We start from the raw sequence: 18,167 nt of genomic DNA, 5'->3' as shown, positions 1-18,167 counted from the left end.
TTTTCTGTATTACCTCCGTTTTTGCCAGATTCGTTTTCTGCTTATCAAAAATAAGCCTTCCTCGATTATAATCAATCAAAGACTCAAACGCAAGTACAACGCAGAAAGAAAAAAGAAGCCGGAGAATAAAGAATTCTTCCGGCTTCTAAATCAATCAGTTTAATGTTTTTCCTTTGCCTTCGCAAACAGACTCTGAAGAATGATAAAGAATGCAAGCAGCGCTGCAATCGTAATCTTGGTCCACCAGGAAGACAGTGTTCCCTGGAATGTAATAAAGGTCTCGATAGTTCCCTTAATTAAAACTCCGAACAGGCTGCCAAACACATTGCCCACACCTCCTGTAAGCAGGGTTCCTCCGATTACCGCCGATGCGATGGCCTCCATTTCAAAGCCCTTTGCCTGCTCAACAAAGCCTGCGCAGGTATTTAATGCGAATAAGAAACCTCCCAGAGAACACAGGAAGCCATTGATTACATAGACAAGCAGTTTGGTCCGCCTGACATTTAATCCCATCATCAGTGCCGACTGCTCATTTCCACCTACTGCATAAATGGTTCTTCCAAACTTTGTAAACTTTAAAACAACAAATATGCCGATCAGAACAATCAGGGCAATAATTACACTGGGATAGATAAACGGATAATTAACCACACCCTTTTTGTTTACGGTACCGCCTAAAAATGTTAAGTTGATTTTGCTCTTCGCCCATTTTAAAAACATTTCATTTTTAATGCTGATCATTTCCTGGCTGATAATGGCTGTCATGCCTCTGGCAAAGAACATTCCGGCCAGTGTGACAATAAACGGCTGAAGCTTTAGATATGCGATTAAAAATCCCTGTGCCAGACCAAACACTATTCCCATAATCAGAACAATGACGAGAGCGGGAACCGCCCCCATCCCCTTAATTTCCATCATCCACGCAAGCATCATACAGGTCAGTGCAACAATAGATCCAACAGAGATATCAATTCCTCCGGTTATCATAACCATGGTCATACCTGCTGCAATCACAATCAGACCGGCATTGGATATAAACAGATTTAAAAATACCTGAGGTTTGGCAAACCCTTTGCTTTGAAATATAATCAGGCCGGCTGCATACATCACCAAAAAGAGAACGATGGTGATAATCAGTAAAAATACCTTTCCATCAATTTTTTCCCTCTTCTTCATTTATGCCACCTTCTTTCCTGACTTAACATTCATCTGCAGTTTACTGACCATGCGCTTTAACTCGGTTGACTGCAATGCTACAATCACAACAACAACAACCGCTTTATACACCGGAATCTGATCGGGTGAGACGCCCATGGCATAAAGGGTAGTGCTCAGTGCCTGAATGGTATATGCCCCGATCACGCTTCCTAAAAGTGAAAACTTTCCGCCTGCAAGGCTGTTTCCGCCCAGAGCCACTGCAAGAATGGCATCCAGTTCCAGATTCAGTCCGATATTATTGGCATCAGCAGAATAGATTCTGGAAGAAGCCACCAGACCGGAGATCCCCGCGCAGAGACCGCAGAAAACATAGGTGAGGAAAATAATCATAACGGATTTGATTCCCATAAGCTTTGATGCTTTGGCATTAATTCCAACAGTCTGAATATAAAGTCCCAGTGTCGTTTTCTTTAACAGAACATAGGTGAGCAGCACCACAATCAGCGCCACAAATACCGGTGTCGGAATCGGGATTCCGGGAATGCTGGATCCCAGCATTTTATAGGATTCCACGCGGATATAGGTGATCTGTCCCTTTGTAATCAGCTGTGCGATTCCCCTGCCTGCGGTGAATAAAATCAAGGTCGCCACCATGGGCTGAATCTTAAGCTTTGCCACAAGGAAACCATTAAAACAGCCACAGAGAATTCCTGCGAGAATTGCAGCCAGTACTCCCAGAATATAAGGATTTACGAATTCGTTCACTGTCTGCTGCCCCCCTGAAAGAATGAAGCAGCACACCGCTCCTGCCACAGACATGACAGCCCCCACTGAAATGTCTGTACCGCCGGAGGCAGCAACTACCAGCGTCATTCCCACAGCTAAAATAACCAGATCGCTGGCGCGGTTAATTACATCAATGATATATCCGTAGAGAACGCCGTTTTTAATCGTTACCTCAAAGAACCCCGGCGTTTTAATTAAGTTGGAAAACAGAACAAGCACCAGACAGAAGAGGGGCAGAAACAAGCGGTATCCTGTCAGTCTTTTTATAAATGCCTTTTCCTTATTCATCTGTTCCACCTCCTGCAATTGCCTTCATGATATGGTTCTGATCAAGTTCATCCTCCATTAGTTCAGAAACCTTCTCCCGGTCCCTTAAAACCGCCATCCGGCTGCAGGTACGGATCATCTCTTCTATTTCCGATGAGATAAACATAACAGTAACGCCCTCTTTTGCCAGCTGGACCACCAGTTTCTGAATCTCAGTTTTAGTTCCAACATCAATTCCCCTGGTGGGTTCATCAAGAATCAGGAAATCAGGATCCGTAAGAAGCCATCTGCCCAGAATTACCTTCTGCTGGTTTCCACCGCTTAAGCTTTTTACCGGAGTATCCAGGCTGGCCGTCTTGATCTGCAGCAGCTTCACATACTTATTTGCCAGTTCCTCCTGTTCCCTGCTTCCAATAGGATGGAACATGCCTCTCTTGGCCTGGAGAGCGAGAATCAAATTCTCCCTTACAGATAAATCAGCAACAATTCCTTCCTCTTTCCGATTCTCCGGAAGATATGCCATACCGGCCATCATGGCATCGAGAGGGGTATGGACCACCACTGTTTTACCATTCACCTTCAGTTCCCCGCTGTCCGGCTTATCCGCTCCGTAAAGGCTTCTTGCAAGCTCTGAACGTCCTGATCCCAAAAGTCCGGTAAGCCCGATTACTTCTCCCTTGTGGATCTGTAAATCGTATGGTTTAATGGTTCCCTGCCTGCCGATTCCCCTGGCATCAATCACTGCTTCTCCGGATTTTTCAACACTGCTGCCTTCTTTATTGATGGCAGCCAGATCATCGAAATCTTTGCCCATCATCTTGGCTACCAGCTGGACTCTGGGAAGCTTTTCCGTTTCATATTCGCCTACCAGTCCGCCATTTCTGAGTACCGTTATCTTATCACATACCTCATATACCTGCTCCAGAAAATGGGTTACAAATATGATACCCACGCCATCTGCCTTCAGGCGCCTCATTAACCCGAACAGCTTTTCAACCTCATTATCATCTAAGGATGATGTGGGTTCATCAAGAATCAGAACTTTCGCTGACATATCAACAGCCCTTGCTATGGCAATCATCTGCTGCAGCGCAATGGAATAATTCTCCAGAGCCTTAGTCACATCAATATTCATATCCAGTCTGGAGAGAAGCTCTGCTGCCTTCCGGTTCATGGTCTTCCAGTCAATCAGTCCGGCTCTCTTCGGTTCCCTTCCAATAAACAGATTCTCCGCTACCGATAAATTTGGGCAGAGGTTTACTTCCTGATATACGGTACTGATCCCGTGCTCCTGGGCTTCCTGAGGAGAATGGTTGATAATCGCCCGGTTCCCTCCTTCAATTCGTATCTCACCTGATTCAAATTCTTCTACCCCGGTCAAAACCTTTATAAGAGTTGATTTGCCAGCTCCGTTTTCTCCCATGAGAGCATGGATCTCTCCGCTTCTTAAGGTAAAATCCACATGGTCTAAGGCACGCACCCCGGGAAATGTTTTTGATATGTTTTTCATGCTAAGTACTATCTCATTGGGCATAAGTTTCCTCCTTTTTCTCCGCTTTTTCTGCTTTTCACTGCACGTCAGGAGATTAAAAAAGGTGCCTGGAGGAGGACCATCCCCGTCCTCCATTCCCTGCACCTGTTTCTCTGGCTGTCATTCTGCTTTCAGCGCCTTAGTCCCAAACAATTAATACTGTCTCTTTGGTTTTTCAGCTGCGGCTGTATCTGCCGGGAATACGCCTTCCTTTACATATGCAATCTTATCAACTTTTTCGCCCTTCTCAAGCTTCTGAATGATCTCAGCTACACGAGGACCGTGAAGAGGATTACACTCTACAGATACGTTCATATCTCCTGCGATCATGGCGTCAAATGCTGCAGCAACTGCATCAAAGGAAATGATGGTGATATCGCCCTTTGGTCCGCAGGTCTTTCCTGCAGCCTTGATAGCATCAATGGCACCAAATGCCATGTTGTCGTTCTCAGCAATTACAACATCAATGTCATCATAGGTCTTTAAGAAGGATTCCATAACTTCCTGACCCTTTGCCTGAGTAAATTCTCCGGTCTGGCGCTCTAACATCTTCCACTTCGGATGGTCTTTCATCTTCTCTTCCACACCGTTGGTACGTCCGATCTGTGCAGAAGAACCGATGGTACCCTGAAGAGTAACGATATTGATGTCATCATCTGCTCTGTTATTCTTCTTTAAATATTCATCCAGCCATGCAACCGCATCATAACCTTCCTGAAGGAAGTTGGAACCAACCCATGCGGTATATAAGGAATCATCAGATACATTGATCATACGGTCAACGATGATTACCGGAATGCCTGCATCCTTGGCTTCCTGTAAAACGGTATCCCAGCCGGTTTCCGTAACCGGTGCGATAACGATATAATCAACATCCTGCTGAATAAAGTTACGAACTGCCTTTAACTGATTTTCCTGTTTCTGCTGTGCATCATCAAAAATAAGCTTGTAACCATTTGCTTCTGTAAACGTTGACTTCATGGATTCGGTATTAGCCGTTCTCCAGTCAGATTCTGCACCTACCTGAGAAAACCCTACTACGATCTCCTTTTTCTCTGCAGGTGCCGCTGTGGTTGTGGCTGCCTCCGTTTTAGCTGCTGCCGTTGTCTCCGCTTTTGTTTCAGCAGAAGCCGGAGCTGCTGTAGTCGCAGCTGTCTGTGATCCGCTGCAACCGGATAAAATCATGGCGGTTGTCATAACCGCAGCTGTCAGAAAGCTTAAAACTCTTTTCTTCATATCCGTTCCCTCCAATAAGAATCATTTACTATTAAGTAACTACCTGTATCATAGACCCATCCCCCTGATTTCTCAATACAATATCTTTTGCAAAGGGTTGAGTTTCTTACGTCATTTCAATGTATTCCAAAAATTAGTTGATTTTTTTCGGATAAAAGTTGATTTTCTTATTTATTTCCCCTTCTCACTGCCGGAATTCTCACCGTAACAGCAGTTCCAACCCCGTATTCGCTTTCCATGGTAAGTCCGTATGCCTCACCAAAATTCAACCGGATCCTCTCTGCCACATTGGCAATCCCAAATCCTTCCCCTACATGAAAATCCTCTTTGCTGCCGCCCGCAATCTGATTCTCCATCTTCCTTACCTCTTCCGGTTTCATTCCAATGCCGTTGTCCTCCACCTTTAAAAGAATATCTTCCTTCTCCTGCCAGCCGCTGATGCGTAAGAATCCTTTTTTTCTGCAGTTTTTTATTCCGTGGTAAAGAGCATTTTCCACAATGGGCTGCAGGGTAAGCTTTAATATGGAATAATCCCTGATCTGCTCTTCAAAATCAATCTCATAATCCATAATATCCTCATAGCGGAAATGCTGGATCAAAAGATAGCTCTTTATATGCTCTGCTTCCTCTTTTATGGTGATGAAATCCCGCCCGTTGTTCAAACCGATTCTTAAGAAAGAAGACAGTGCGGTAATCATCTCCACAACTTCCTGATGCTGCTTTCCCTCAGCCAGCCAGACAATGGTATCTAATGTATTATAAAGAAAATGAGGATTAATCTGCGCCTGAAGAAGCTTCAGTTCTGTTTTTCTCTTTAACTCCTGCTCTTCCTTAATATGCCGGATCAGCTCTCCGATCCGGATCACCATCTGGTCATACTGTTCCCCCAGCACCTTAATTTCCCTGATGTTGCTTTTGGGTGCGCTGACTTCTAAATTCCCGTCTGCCAGCTTCATGGTGTATTCACACAGCTCCTCAATGGGCTTTGTAATTCTTTTTCCAAATGAAGAAAAGGAGGCAATTAAAAATACGATCAGATAAGAAGCGATCACGATACAAAGAGCAATAACCTGTCTTGTCTGGGTGTCAAGCTTCTGCCGCACAGACTCCAGTGTCTTTGTCTCATTATAGATATAATCGGACATGGACTCCTGGATCAAATCGGTAATCACATAGATGTCCTGGTCAAGGCGCTCCATGTTCCGGTCATAATCTCCAATGATGTTGCTGGTCTGGATATCCTCAATTCGTTTTTCCAGCATTCCAATCAGAACCACAATCCCATCTAATCCCTTTTTGCTGGTTTCCTGGGGAGTGGAGTCTTTCAGTTCCAGAAAGATCTTTCTGGAATTTTCCAGATCCTCATACGGGTTTAAGGTTTTAAAGGTATCAGCTCCAATTACAATCCGGTACATCTTATAATCAATGTTTGATTTAAAATCGAAATTAAATTCCGTTGCCATGGTTAAGTTCCGTATGCTTTGACGATATTGCTGATTCTGCCACTCCATGGTATATAGCAATATCCCAATCATGATAATGACCGGGATAAATACAATTGCCTGCATGGTTTTTATCTTCGCCTTAATCGAATCACTTTTGTACTTCATTTTCTCCCCCTGACCGAAATGCTTTCGGTGTGATTCCGTGAATTTTCTTAAACAGGTAGCTGAAATAGTGGGGATCCTTATATCCCACCTGATATCCGATCTCCGAAGTCCTCAAATCTGTTTTCATAAGTAGCTCCCTGGCTGCATCCATGCGGACCTTAGTTAAATACTCCACAAATGTGATCTCCATCTCCTGGCTGAATATGGTGCTGAAGTGGTTTGGACTGATATTCACCGCTGAAGCCACAGCATTAAGGGAAATGTCTTCATCCTGATAATGAGCCGCAATATAATCCACCGCCTTCTCAAGTACCAGCCGGTACTTTTTCTGGGAGCAGGTGGTTCGAAAACCAATGGCTTTTGTGAGAATATCCCTGGTATACTTAACTGCAGAGTCCATGGAGTTCACACAGGGCTGAAGGGTCTTGGCATCCCCAAACTCCTTTAAAACCTGCTCCGGTTCAAATCCAAGCTGAGACACAAACCCAATGACTGCCAGATACACATCCATCAGTATGTACTGTCTGAATATCAGCGAATTAATATTATTTCCGCAGGCTTCCATATACTCCTCAACAAAATATTTCACCTCCGGAACCGATCCGTTCTTTAAAAAGTTAGGAATAATATCCCGGCTTAACTTGGTAATATCGATTCCTTCCAGACTGATGCTTCCGGTGTCATTATGAATCCTCACTGCCGCCTCTGCGGTTAAAATCTGGTTGCGGTCCAGCATATAACGGCAGGCATACGCCCTGCTTGCCGCTTTAAAGGAGGTGCGGATCTCACTGAGCCTGCACACCGGGGTTCCGGTTCCTCCAAAATACTCCATCTCAGGAAAGGACTCTGCAAGCCGTATGAGAAGCTCAGAATAATATGCCACTTTCCGTTCCATATCGGACTCTTCTCCCATAATCAGAAAGCCATACCCCTCAGACAGGCGGTTAAATCCGATAATATCCGTTCTTCCCTCCAGTTCATCCTTCAGCCTTTTATCAAAGAGTACATTTTCATCAGAGTACTGCTCCTGGCTCTCCGCCCCCTTTGCCTGAAATAAAATAAGGTTGTACATGGGCGCAGATAAGGAAAGATTATGCTCCTGCCCCTTTCTAAGCAGCTCAGGAAGACTCAGCTTTCCAGACACAATAATATCAAACAGCCGGTCTCTGTCCATCTGCTTTCTTTCTTCCTGCTGCTTTAAAAACTCCTGCTTATATCCTTTCTCGCTTTTTTCCTGCATAATGGTTTCACTCATGCGCTCCAAAGCCTCCAGAAGCTGGCTGCTGCTCACCGGCTTTAAAAGATAATCAGCGGCTCCGATTTTAATGGCCCGCTTGGCGTATTCAAAATCATCATATCCGCTGAAAAACATAATATGTATATCCGGCAAAGCCCGTTTCGCCAGCTCCGCCAGTTCCAGACCATCCATAAAAGGCATTCGGATATCCGTAAGCAGAATATCCGGCTTCGATTTTAATATCATAGGATAGGCAAGCTCCCCATCCGGCGCTTCCCCGGCAAATTCAAACCCGTATTTTTCCCAGGCGATTCCGTTCTTAATTCCTTCACGGACGATTTTTTCATCCTCAGCAAGAAATATCTTAACCATGTCTGATTCCCCCTGTCAGCCGCATTTCTATGATTCGATTATATAAAATCCTTTATGGAAATATAAGAGAATAATTTCCGCCGCTTCTTTTTCATTCGTAAAAAAACATACCTCTCCCCATATAGTACCACAAAAAAAGAGATTCGTAACTCCCGGTTTTTCAGGAAATACAAATCTCTTTTAAGCTCTTATTTTACATCACTCCACAGGCTCTTATTGCCGTAATGCTCATCCAGTGCGCTGCTGAACCAGCGTCCGTTTAAAACATTTTTTATCATTTTATCCTTAATTTCCGGAGAAACACTGGTATCCTGATCCATGGCTGCCATGATATCCTGATACGTAGTGGTTACATCTTTCTCCTCCACAACCGCATCGTTTTCCGTGGCATCAAATACCATGGATACCTTTTTATCCGGAGTCCAGCTGCTCCATGCTGCCAGCCCCTCACCATTAGGATCTCCTGATTTCAAGAAGTTTGCAAGATAACTGTTATACTGCTTTGCCATGGCCTGATAGCCTGCCTTACCAAATGCATCAGGAAAAAACTCCAGATAATTGTGTTTTGCAGAAAGCATGGGAACGAAAATGCCATGGAACGCACCATAGTCTCCCAGATCTCTGATTGAAGACTGCTCACTGCCATAATTAACCTGGCAGATGTAAATATCCGACTTATAGTGATCGGACATCTTCACCGCACTTTCCTGCGCATTAAAGATCCGGTACATATCACTGCCGTATTTGCTGGCAAATGCTTTGGCTGCCTTTATCTCATCCTCTGAATATCCTGTCATGTCACCGCTCTTAAAATAACTATCTCCCAGACAGAACATGGAGAACTCAGAGCTTCCCGTCAGCATCATAAGAGGAACGCTGTTGTAGTCTGCAGTATCGAAGCCGTTTTCCGGAATTACAACCCCATCCTGATAGAGATGAGGGAATACACTCATACGGATTGCTGCATTTCCCATAAGAGGTGCCAGACGCTCAGCTGAAATGGAATAAAGGTATTCCTTTACATCAGCTGCATCTGTCATCAGCCACTGATAAGCAGCATTTTCATCTGCTGCCTTCTTATCCTCAACAGCAAGCGGTGCTATCGCTTTCGCAATCTTTCTGGCGCTTAAATCTTCCGGTGCAGTGGTCATACCTCCGCTGAATGCAATGGCTTTCTGGAATTTACCCTTAAACTGCGGACTGATCAGCATTGCCATTACATCACGGCCTCCTGCAGAGAATCCTGATATGGTAATATTTCCCGGATCTCCGCCGAATGCTTCAATATTTTCCTTTACCCAGTCAAGAGCATAGGCAATGTCAAGCATTGCAAAGTTTCCCGTTCCATTCTCCCCGGCTGTTAATGCCGGCAGACAGTTAAAGCCTAAAAGTCCGAGACGGTAATCCACAGATACATAAACGCAGTCGTCATTCTTTACCAGATCAGCTCCGGGTATTTCCCCCGCCTTTCCGGTCTGGTTGTTGCCTCCGTGAATAAATACAAGCACCGGAAGCTTTTTACTTCCCTCTTTTGCATATACATCAAGCTTTAAGCAGTCCTCGGTTCCCTTTACCTCAGTGCCGGAAAGCTGGATTGCAGGCTGTGATGCTTCGGTACAGTTTAATACCTCCGTCCAGGCATCCGGTGTTGCAGGTGCCTGCCACCTTAATTCACCCACCGGCGCCTTTCCGTATGGAACTCCGTACCAGGTCAGGAGCTCCCCTTCCTGTACCCCTTTTACCGGACCGTATGCGGTAGAAACCACTGCGGCCCCTTCTTTTATATCGCCTGACGCAGCGGATACCGCTGCTGCCGTAGTTTCGGTTTTTGTTCCAGCTGTTGTCTGCAAAGCAGTTGTTTCTGTCTTTGCAGGACTGCCGCATCCTGCTGCCATAACCGTAACCATTAAAACAAGTCCGGCTGCCAAACCTCTTTTTTTCATATTGATAACTCCCCAGTTATATTAATCTAATACTTCTCCATTGGTTTCAATTACTTTCTTATACCAGGCAAAAGATTTTTTCTTCTTTCTGGATAAATCTCCGGTTCCGTCATCGTATTTCTCAACATAAATGAAACCGTAACGTTTTGCCATTTCTCCTGTGGAAGCACTGACCAGATCAATGCATCCCCATGGCGTGTAACCCATTAAATCCACACCGTCAGCAACCGCCTCAGCCATCTGCTCAATGTGCTTCTTTAAATAGCTGATTCTGTAATCATCCTGAATGCTTCCGTCTTTTTCCTTCTTATCGTAAGCACCCAGACCGTTCTCCACAACCATAAGCGGGATCTGATAACGGCCGTAAAGTTCATTTAATGTATAACGCAGGCCCTTAGGATCAATCTGCCAGCCCCAGTCACTTGATTCCAGATAGGGGTTCTTAGCTCCGCCCATTAAATTGCCGGAGGTTTTCTCCAGATCCGGATCTGCGGAGGCACAATTGGACATATAGTAGCTGAAGGTATAATAATCCACGCAGCCTTCTTTAATAATCTCCAAATCCCCTGGTTCCATCTTAATTTCAATCCCATTATCTTTAAAATAGCGATTCATGAATTTGGGATACTCACCACGCACCTGAACATCACCGCAGAACTGGTTTAAGATCTGGTTTCTCTTCTGAGCTTCCAGAATATCATCCGGATTGCAGGTCATTGGATAGGTAGTAATATGGCAGATCATGCAGCCTATTTTACAGTCAGGATCAATTTCATGTCCTGCCTTCACGGCCAGGGCACTGGCAACAAACTGATGATGCAGTCCCTGGTAACGGAGTTCTGGATTATCAACCTGATTGGTAAAATCCGTAGTTCCCTCATTTAAAATGCCAAGAGAAAGAAAACCTCCCATAGGCATGGTTCCGGCATTGATTTCATTAAATGTCAGCCAGTACTTCACTTTGCCCTTGTAACGCTTAAACAGCGTTACAGCATATTTTACAAATAAGTCAATGCATTCTCTGGAAGACCACCCATTGTATTTTTCTGTGAGTGCAAAGGGCATCTCATAATGAGAGATGGTAATGAGAGGCTCAATATTATGGCTTCTGCATTCCTCAATCACACGGTCATAGAAAGCGAGTCCCTCTTTGTTAGGTGTTTCCTCCATGCCTGTAGGGAAAATCCTGGTCCAGGCAATGGAGAAGCGGAATACTTTAAATCCCATCTCTGCAAACAGAGCAATATCTTCTTTATAGTGATGATAAAAATCAATGGCTTCGTGGCTTGGGTAGAAAGTGTCAGGCTCCAGAGTCCTTGTGATCCGCTTGGATCTTGTATGGGAACCTCCGGTACATACATCGGAAGCGGATATTCCCTTCCCGTCAACATCCCAGGCACCCTCACACTGGTTTGCTGCTACTGCGCCTCCCCACAAAAATTTTTCAGAAAATACAGACATCTTACACCTCTTTCAATAATCAGACTATTGTTAATATAGTTTCACCTGTTATCACCTGTTTTTTATCGGTAGTCTTCAGGCTGACGAAGTTTACCATATTGGATACCAGGACTGGTGTTGTAACAGGGAAACCGGCCTCCTTAATTTTATTTATATCAAATTCCAGAAGCAGACTGCCTTTTTTTACTTTGTCTCCAGCCTTGCAGTGAAGAGCGAACCCTTCCCCTCCCAGCTGGACGGTATCAAGACCTACATGAATCAGAATTTCAACTCCTGTATCTGTGGTAATTCCTACTGCATGTTTGGAATCAACAACAGCACTGATGGTACCATCAGCAGGAGCATATACGTTTCCTTCAGAAGGTATGATTGCCAGGCCTTCGCCTAAAACACCGCCGGCAAATACTGCATCCTCTACCTGACTTAACGGAATTACATCTCCGCTTAACGGGCTTGCCAGTTCAATTGTCTCTACCAGTGTCCTCTTCTCCGGAACAGGAGCTTCGGCGATTTCTTCCGTAGTTTCCTCTTTTACTTCAGGCTTATAAAGAACTAAACTCATAACAAAGGAAACCACAAGTGATATAGCGAGCGTTACCACACCGTTTAATAAGTTTCCAAATCCTTCTCCGCCAATCATCTGAATCAAAGATAAGCCGGATGGAGACCCTCCCATGGAATAAGCTACCAGATGCATGATTCCTGCGTAAAGACCGGAAGTTCCGGCACCGATTACTGCTGCGATCATAGGAGTCTTATATCTCAATGTAACACCATACATGGCAGGCTCTGTTACACCGGCTATGATGGCAGAAATACCTGCGGCAGAAGCCGTAGATCTTGCATCTTTGTCCCTGGTGCGTACTGCAACTGCTAAAGACGCACCGCCCTGTGCCAAGTTGGAACAGAACATGGTAATAATTAAAACAGCATCAAATCCAAGGCTTGTAAGTCCTATGGTCGCAATCGGAAGCAATGCATAATGCATACCGGTCATTACGATAAACGGCATAGCGGCAGAAAGCAGCATAATTGTCAGCCAGCCCGCCTTACTGTACAAGAAGTTAATACCAGTAGCCAGATAACTTCCAAGAATACTTCCGATGGGACCGACTACAATAAGAGCCACCGGAATCGTTACGAAAATAACGATTAAAGGCTTCATAAATACCTTTATAAGGCTTGGACAGATTTTATCCGCAAAACGCTCGATATAACCCATAAGCGGTACAATCAGCAAAACCGGAAGTACAGAAGATGGATAAGATGCAGCTGTAACTGGCAATCCGAAATAAGTCGTATTTCCCTGAGCCAGAAGAGCCGTAATGTTTGGATGAATCATTAATGCAGCTACTACCATTGCAAGATAAATATTGGAGCCAAGGCGTTTTGCCGTTGTCATTGCAAGTAGTATTGGCATAAAGTAAAAGAATGCATCTCCTGCAGCATTTAAAATTACAAACGTGCTGTCTGAGCTGTTAACCAGATTGAACGTGGTAAGCAGTGTCAATACCACCTTAATCATACCACAGCCAAGCATGGCAGGAAGCAGCGGCATCATACAGCCCGCAATAAAACCGGAAAGCCGTGAGAATAAGTTCTCTTTGGAATCTCCTGCTGCTGAGCCTGTGCTTTCTTCAAAATGACCCAGTTTTAACATCTCCTTGTAAACATTGCTGACTTCGTTTCCAATTACCACCTGGTATTGTCCGCCCTGACGTATGACCCGGATAACACCTGGAATTTTTTCAACATCTGCATCCTTCGGGATTGCTGAATCTTTCAATACAAACCGCAGACGTGTCATGCAGTGTGTCAGTCCTGATACATTTTTTTCTCCGCCGACTTTATCTAATATTGTCTCAGCGGTTTTAGCATAATTTAATGCCATAAAATTTTCCCCCTTTTATAAGGTTATTTTTTAGTCTATCTGAAAAGGTATCTGGAATCGACACCCGTTCATTCTAATTAAGTTACAAAAAAAGACCCTGCTAAAAGCAGACTGCCTACTGCCGCAGCCGCTTTATGTGCAGGGTCCTGCCCGGACTTCCAGTCCGGTAACAATCCCATCTCTCTGTTTTTACTGTGCTCTTAAAACGAACTAAGTCAGTTCTCTCGTCACTTTTTCTATATGAATCATCAGATACATCATCTCTTCCCGGTCCATCTCATAATAGTACCGGTCATGGATATAATCAGCTATTTTAACAATACAATTGTATGATTTGCGGTATTTATTCTTCAAAAGCTGATACCACTCATCATCCGTGGATTCATACTGCTTGTTCTGCAGCATGCGCTGCGCAAAAAATCGAATGTGTGTTACGAAACGCCGGTAATCCCAGGTTTCCGTATTTAGTTTCACCTGATAGGCAGCCTCAACGATATCTACAATATCACGTATAATACCGGTTATTAACTCCAGATTATCGGTCTCCTGCCTCTTGTTCTGACCATATACAAAGTGAAATGCCAGAAACATGGCTTCATCCTCTTCCATGGAAATATTAAGCCTTCTTCGGATTAAATCAACCGCATACTGACCGACCTTAAATTCACTGGGATAGAACCGTTTTCCTTCCCACAGCATGGCATTACGAAGGATAATTCCTTCCTTATAACGATCAACCGCTCCTGCAATATGATCGCAGATCGTCAGTATGATCCTGGAATCCAGCTGCATACCAAACTCATTCTTTGCATAATCAGCCGTCTGCTCGCTGATCTCCCAATATTCCTGAGGAAGTTTTGCAAAATATTCTTCAAAGTGGCGGGCATCACGCTTGTCATTCTGAATAAAGACACGCTCTACCAGTTTGTGGTCGACTTCATCGCCTTTTTTCTTACCAAAGCCGATTGCTTTCCCTTTCAGTATGATTTCTTTTCCCTCAGTATTATAAGTTAATACCATATTATTATTCAGAACCTTCTCTATCTTCATAAGCCCCTTCAGATAAAAAAAATAGACAAGCTACCAGGACCACTTATCACATTCTGCTAACATGTGATATCAACCCTGTAGATCTTGCCTGCCTTACCAGTCACAAACTACACATCTATTTTCTAGGTACAGTATATCATGTATATCTAAGGAGATCTATATACAAATCCGATAAAATTACTGTAACTTTTTGTCGAAAATGCACAATACAAGTATCCTGCACATAGCCGCACTCTATTATTAATCATACCATATTTTTCAATTCAAGTCTACAATATATCCATTTTTTAGTTTAAAATAATTATGCCGGCAATAAAAAATTGGAGGAACTATAAGTGATAGCGAAAGAATCAGACTGGTATAAAAAAATATGGAGCCTGGATATAAAAAATCAATCGTGGGTGGAGGATACCAGACAACAGACTGACTTTATTATTGATACATTAGGCTTGAGAGAAAGCCAGCGTATTCTGGATCTGGCCTGTGGTTTCGGAAGACATAGTCTGGAACTGGCCAGAAGAGGATTTCAAGTTGTGGGAGCGGACATTACCAACGATTATATAACAGATGCAGAAAATGCAGCAAAAGCAGAAGGGTTAAACGCCCAGTTCATTCTTTCTGATATCCGTGATCTTACATTTGATCAGGAATTCGATGCTGTTTTAAACTTAGCAGACGGAGCCATTGGTTATCTGGAAAATGATAACGAAAATTTAAAGATTTTTGATGTGATAGCGAAGGCCTTGAAACCAGGCGGAAAACATTTTATGGATATATGCAATGCTGAATATGCAGAATTATATTTTCCATCCACCAGCTGGGAGGCAGGTGAAAATGCCCTTTCTCTCTCCCGGTTTGAGTGGAACAGGGAAACAAAAATTATGCTGTACGGCGGTAAAACCATCACTTATGGAGATCCCTTAGTCAAACCGGAAAACTTCTTTGGGGATCCCATCAGGCTTTATACCCATAAAGAACTGGAGGGAATTTTAAAGGAAAGAAATATGGTGGTAAAACAGACCTATTCCAATTACTATGGGAAAGCAGAAACACCAAAAGAGCTTCAGCTGATGGTGTATTCAATCAAACTATAAAATCTGTTACAGCAAAAACCGGAGAAATGTACTATGATTACTTGTACATTTATCCGGTTATCTGCATATTGATTCAGCAGGTTTCGCCCTCAGAACCCACATCCTCCAGCTTTATTTTTATTTCCTTACCTTCATAAGAAAAAATCTTTGTTCTTCCTGAAGAAGTATAAACTACACAGGTACGCCCGGATATAGACTGGGAAAATACAAATTTGCTTTCACCCACACACAGTTCCTTATCTGTATCATTCCATGAAACCGGTATCCGGTTATACGCTCCGCTTTCGTATTCATACCCATCTCCTGCATCCTCATATAATTCAAAAAAACCATTTTTTCCTTCATATATATGGAATTCAAACGGCGTATCCACGGCTTCTTCCGTATATTGGAGTCCCTGCTCCATCGGGATAATCCCGCCTTCCCGAACAAAGACCGGTATCCGGTCAAGTGACGCTTCCACGGTAACCCACTGTCCGCCTTCATACTTTTCTCCGGTCTGAAAATCATACCAGCAAAAGCCAGAGGGGAGATAGCAGTTCCACTGCTTCTTTGTCTCTAAGCTGCAGTTTTCCGGCTCATAATACATGGGTTCTGTTACAGGGCAAACCAACAGGGCGTCCCCATACATGAACTGGGAACCCATTTCACAGGCAGTCTCATCCTCCGGGAAATCAAACAGAAGGCTGCGGAACATGGTATAATCACGAAGCATCACCTTTCCTGCCAGCGAATAGGTGTATGGCAATAGCCGGTATCTCAGACGGATGCATTTCTCCAGTGCATCATAAAACATGGTTCCAGGCTCCCCAAAATTCCAGATCTCTCTTGGAGTATCGGTTCCATGGGAACGGAACATAGGAAGAAATGCGCTAAACTGCATCCATCTGACATAAAGCTCACGGTACGCCGCATCTTCCGTTCCCAGCTCATATCCACCCTGCCAGAACCATTTGGGCTCCGGATCATTATGACAGCCGCACCCCCGCTTCTTCCAGTTGTCCTTTACCACAAAGAAACCACCAGCATCCAGGGTCCAGTAAGGGTGTCCGCTCATGCAGAAGTTCAGTCCCTCCCTAATCTGCTTTTGGAATGTTTCCCAGGTTGCGCAGATATCTCCTGACCAGAGAACAGTGCCATAAGCCTGTGAACCTGCATAGCCGGAACGGGTGAGATTTAATACCCGCTTATCCCCGCAGCTTTTCCTCTGATTCTCATAAATTCCTCTGGCATGAACTGCGCCGTATAGATTTGCAGCCCCTGGATCCAAGTATTTCTTATGTTCTTCCCCAACTAGCAAATATCTCTCCCAGGGCTCCTTTTTATAACTGCCCTTCCAGTCAGGTCCGCTGAACGGCTCTGTGGAATCACACCACCACGCATCCACACCCGCAGAAAAAAGTTCCTGCTCAAGCTGTTTCCAATACATTTTTCTTCCTTCCGGGCTAAACGCATCATAAGTGGAAAAATCATTTAAAAGCAGGCTGTTATTTAGGAATTCCTTATAATTCTCACCATTGGAGCTCATGCTGGGCCAAACGGAAACCATTACATGAACGTGTTTTCTGTGAAGCTCCTTTACTGCAGAGGAGAAATCCGGATAACGGGTTTTATCCAGAATCTTATTCCCCCATTTTCCATCCTCCCAGGTATTCCAATCCTGTACAATTCCATCAATAGGAATTTCCCTTTTTCTATATTCATTTACTACATCCAAAAGTTCTTCCTGAGTATGATAAGCCTCTTTTGACTGAATATACCCAAAAGACCACTTGGGCAGCATGGGCGCCTGGCCGGTCAGTCTTCTGACGCCTGAAATTATTTCATCCAGATTATTCCCCTGTATAATATAGTAGGAAAGCTGATCCACCGTATCAAAATAAACATAAGATTCCCGGGAATCGTCATTGAACGTCATTAGTGATCCGCAGTCAAATAAGATGCCATATCCCCGGTCTGATACGAGAAACGGGATCGGACTCCTCATGTTATGCTGGTACAGATACTGGGTGGTTCCTCTGTAATTATAGATACCTTCCTCTCCCTGCCCCAGGCCGTGGATCCGTTCCTTCTCCTGCCACTTAAAATACAGTTTGCCCCGGTAAGCAGTCCGCACCTGACGGCAAACCAGATTATTAATGAAATTTCTTTCTCCATCTACAGTTTTAACCCGCTGAACATCCGGGCTTTCCCCGCTTGTTGTGTAATGAAAAACAGGAATCTCTTCCAGTTCCCTTCCGGTTTCCTCGAAGAGCAGCCTTCCTGTTTCGGTAAGAGTCCAGCGCACTTTACCGGTTCTTATGTCAACTTCCCCGTTAATCCGCCCATTTCCTAACAGACAAGAAACTTCCGTATTCTCATAATCCAGTTTTCCCTGCTCCGGCAGTTCGATTCCCAGAGGGGAAGTCACCTGCTTCTGTCCATCTTTGCTGCATCTGCAATGTATAATGTCAGATGCAATATTCCGATAAGTCAGGGTCACTCCCCCTGCCTCTATCACAACCGGCCCGCTATAATTCTCTAACATAAAG

At 44.2% G+C, this 18,167-nt stretch carries 12 protein-coding genes; 1 reads left to right on the top strand and 11 read right to left on the bottom strand.

What is annotated here, in order from left to right; translation table 11 throughout:
* Positions 1–159: 159 nt before the first annotated feature.
* From DS742_RS07100 to licT, 10 genes are all read right to left on the bottom strand, one after another.
* Complete coding sequence (locus DS742_RS07100) at positions 160–1,176, bottom strand: ABC transporter permease subunit (protein ID WP_117416297.1); 1,017 nt, start codon at positions 1,174–1,176, stop codon at positions 160–162.
* On the bottom strand, positions 1,177–2,232 hold the full coding sequence (locus DS742_RS07095) for an ABC transporter permease (protein ID WP_117416296.1): 1,056 nt from the start codon (positions 2,230–2,232) through the stop codon (positions 1,177–1,179). It abuts the gene before it with no gap.
* Positions 2,225–3,745, bottom strand: coding sequence for a sugar ABC transporter ATP-binding protein (locus tag DS742_RS07090; RefSeq protein WP_117416336.1), 1,521 nt, complete (start codon positions 3,743–3,745; stop codon positions 2,225–2,227). Before DS742_RS07090 ends, DS742_RS07095 begins: the two co-directional genes overlap by 8 nt.
* A 150-nt stretch (positions 3,746–3,895) precedes the next feature.
* Complete coding sequence (locus DS742_RS07085) at positions 3,896–4,978, bottom strand: ABC transporter substrate-binding protein (RefSeq protein WP_117416295.1); 1,083 nt, start codon at positions 4,976–4,978, stop codon at positions 3,896–3,898.
* A gap of 167 nt (positions 4,979–5,145) precedes the next feature.
* A complete protein-coding gene (locus DS742_RS07080; protein WP_117416294.1) occupies positions 5,146–6,588 on the bottom strand; it encodes a sensor histidine kinase in 1,443 nt (480 codons plus the stop codon).
* Positions 6,572–8,197 carry a response regulator transcription factor gene (locus DS742_RS07075; RefSeq protein ID WP_117416293.1) on the bottom strand — a complete coding sequence of 542 codons (1,626 nt, stop codon included), beginning with the start codon at positions 8,195–8,197 and terminating at the stop codon, positions 6,572–6,574. Before DS742_RS07075 ends, DS742_RS07080 begins: the two co-directional genes overlap by 17 nt.
* A gap of 188 nt (positions 8,198–8,385) precedes the next feature.
* Positions 8,386–10,140, bottom strand: a complete 1,755-nt coding sequence (locus DS742_RS07070; RefSeq protein ID WP_117416292.1) for a carboxylesterase family protein — start codon at positions 10,138–10,140, stop codon at positions 8,386–8,388.
* Positions 10,141–10,161: 21 nt separating this feature from the next.
* Complete coding sequence (locus DS742_RS07065) at positions 10,162–11,601, bottom strand: glycoside hydrolase family 1 protein (RefSeq protein ID WP_117416291.1); 1,440 nt, start codon at positions 11,599–11,601, stop codon at positions 10,162–10,164.
* 19 nt (positions 11,602–11,620) lie between these two features.
* Positions 11,621–13,492, bottom strand: a complete 1,872-nt coding sequence (locus DS742_RS07060; protein WP_117416290.1) for a beta-glucoside-specific PTS transporter subunit IIABC — start codon at positions 13,490–13,492, stop codon at positions 11,621–11,623.
* 210 nt (positions 13,493–13,702) lie between these two features.
* Entirely contained in the window at positions 13,703–14,542 is an 840-nt protein-coding gene (gene licT, locus DS742_RS07055; protein WP_117416289.1) for a BglG family transcription antiterminator LicT, read from the bottom strand.
* Between the two features lie 335 nt (positions 14,543–14,877).
* On the opposite strand from licT, the gene DS742_RS07050 reads away from it, so the two are divergent.
* On the top strand, positions 14,878–15,636 hold the full coding sequence (locus DS742_RS07050; RefSeq protein ID WP_117416288.1) for a class I SAM-dependent methyltransferase: 759 nt from the start codon (positions 14,878–14,880) through the stop codon (positions 15,634–15,636).
* 73 nt (positions 15,637–15,709) lie between these two features.
* Here the strand turns inward: DS742_RS07050 and DS742_RS07045 are convergent, their stop codons facing one another.
* A complete protein-coding gene (locus tag DS742_RS07045) occupies positions 15,710–18,163 on the bottom strand; it encodes a glycoside hydrolase family 31 protein (protein WP_117416287.1) in 2,454 nt (817 codons plus the stop codon).
* Positions 18,164–18,167: the final 4 nt, after the last annotated feature.

Origin of the sequence: Lacrimispora amygdalina, assembly GCF_003432035.1 — a bacterium.
GTDB lineage: Bacteria > Bacillota > Clostridia > Lachnospirales > Lachnospiraceae > Lacrimispora > Lacrimispora amygdalina.
The sequence above is the reverse complement of the archived record's forward strand: the minus strand, read 5'-3'. Positions and strand labels throughout refer to the sequence as shown.

Bases quoted from the DNA above. Each gene is read 5' to 3' on its own strand.
- DS742_RS07080 (WP_117416294.1), bottom strand. From the start codon at position 6,588: ATGAAGTACAAAAGTGATTCGATTAAGGCGAAGATAAAAACCATGCAG.
- DS742_RS07065 (WP_117416291.1), bottom strand. From the start codon at position 11,601: ATGTCTGTATTTTCTGAAAAATTTTTGTGGGGAGGCGCAGTAGCAGCA.
- DS742_RS07095 (WP_117416296.1), bottom strand. From the start codon at position 2,232: ATGAATAAGGAAAAGGCATTTATAAAAAGACTGACAGGATACCGCTTG.
- DS742_RS07090 (WP_117416336.1), bottom strand. From the start codon at position 3,745: ATGCCCAATGAGATAGTACTTAGCATGAAAAACATATCAAAAACATTT.
- DS742_RS07085 (WP_117416295.1), bottom strand. From the start codon at position 4,978: ATGAAGAAAAGAGTTTTAAGCTTTCTGACAGCTGCGGTTATGACAACC.
- DS742_RS07045 (WP_117416287.1), bottom strand. From the start codon at position 18,163: ATGTTAGAGAATTATAGCGGGCCGGTTGTGATAGAGGCAGGGGGAGTG.
- DS742_RS07100 (WP_117416297.1), bottom strand. From the start codon at position 1,176: ATGAAGAAGAGGGAAAAAATTGATGGAAAGGTATTTTTACTGATTATC.
- DS742_RS07070 (WP_117416292.1), bottom strand. From the start codon at position 10,140: ATGAAAAAAAGAGGTTTGGCAGCCGGACTTGTTTTAATGGTTACGGTT.
- DS742_RS07075 (WP_117416293.1), bottom strand. From the start codon at position 8,197: ATGGTTAAGATATTTCTTGCTGAGGATGAAAAAATCGTCCGTGAAGGA.
- DS742_RS07060 (WP_117416290.1), bottom strand. From the start codon at position 13,492: ATGGCATTAAATTATGCTAAAACCGCTGAGACAATATTAGATAAAGTC.
- licT (WP_117416289.1), bottom strand. From the start codon at position 14,542: ATGAAGATAGAGAAGGTTCTGAATAATAATATGGTATTAACTTATAAT.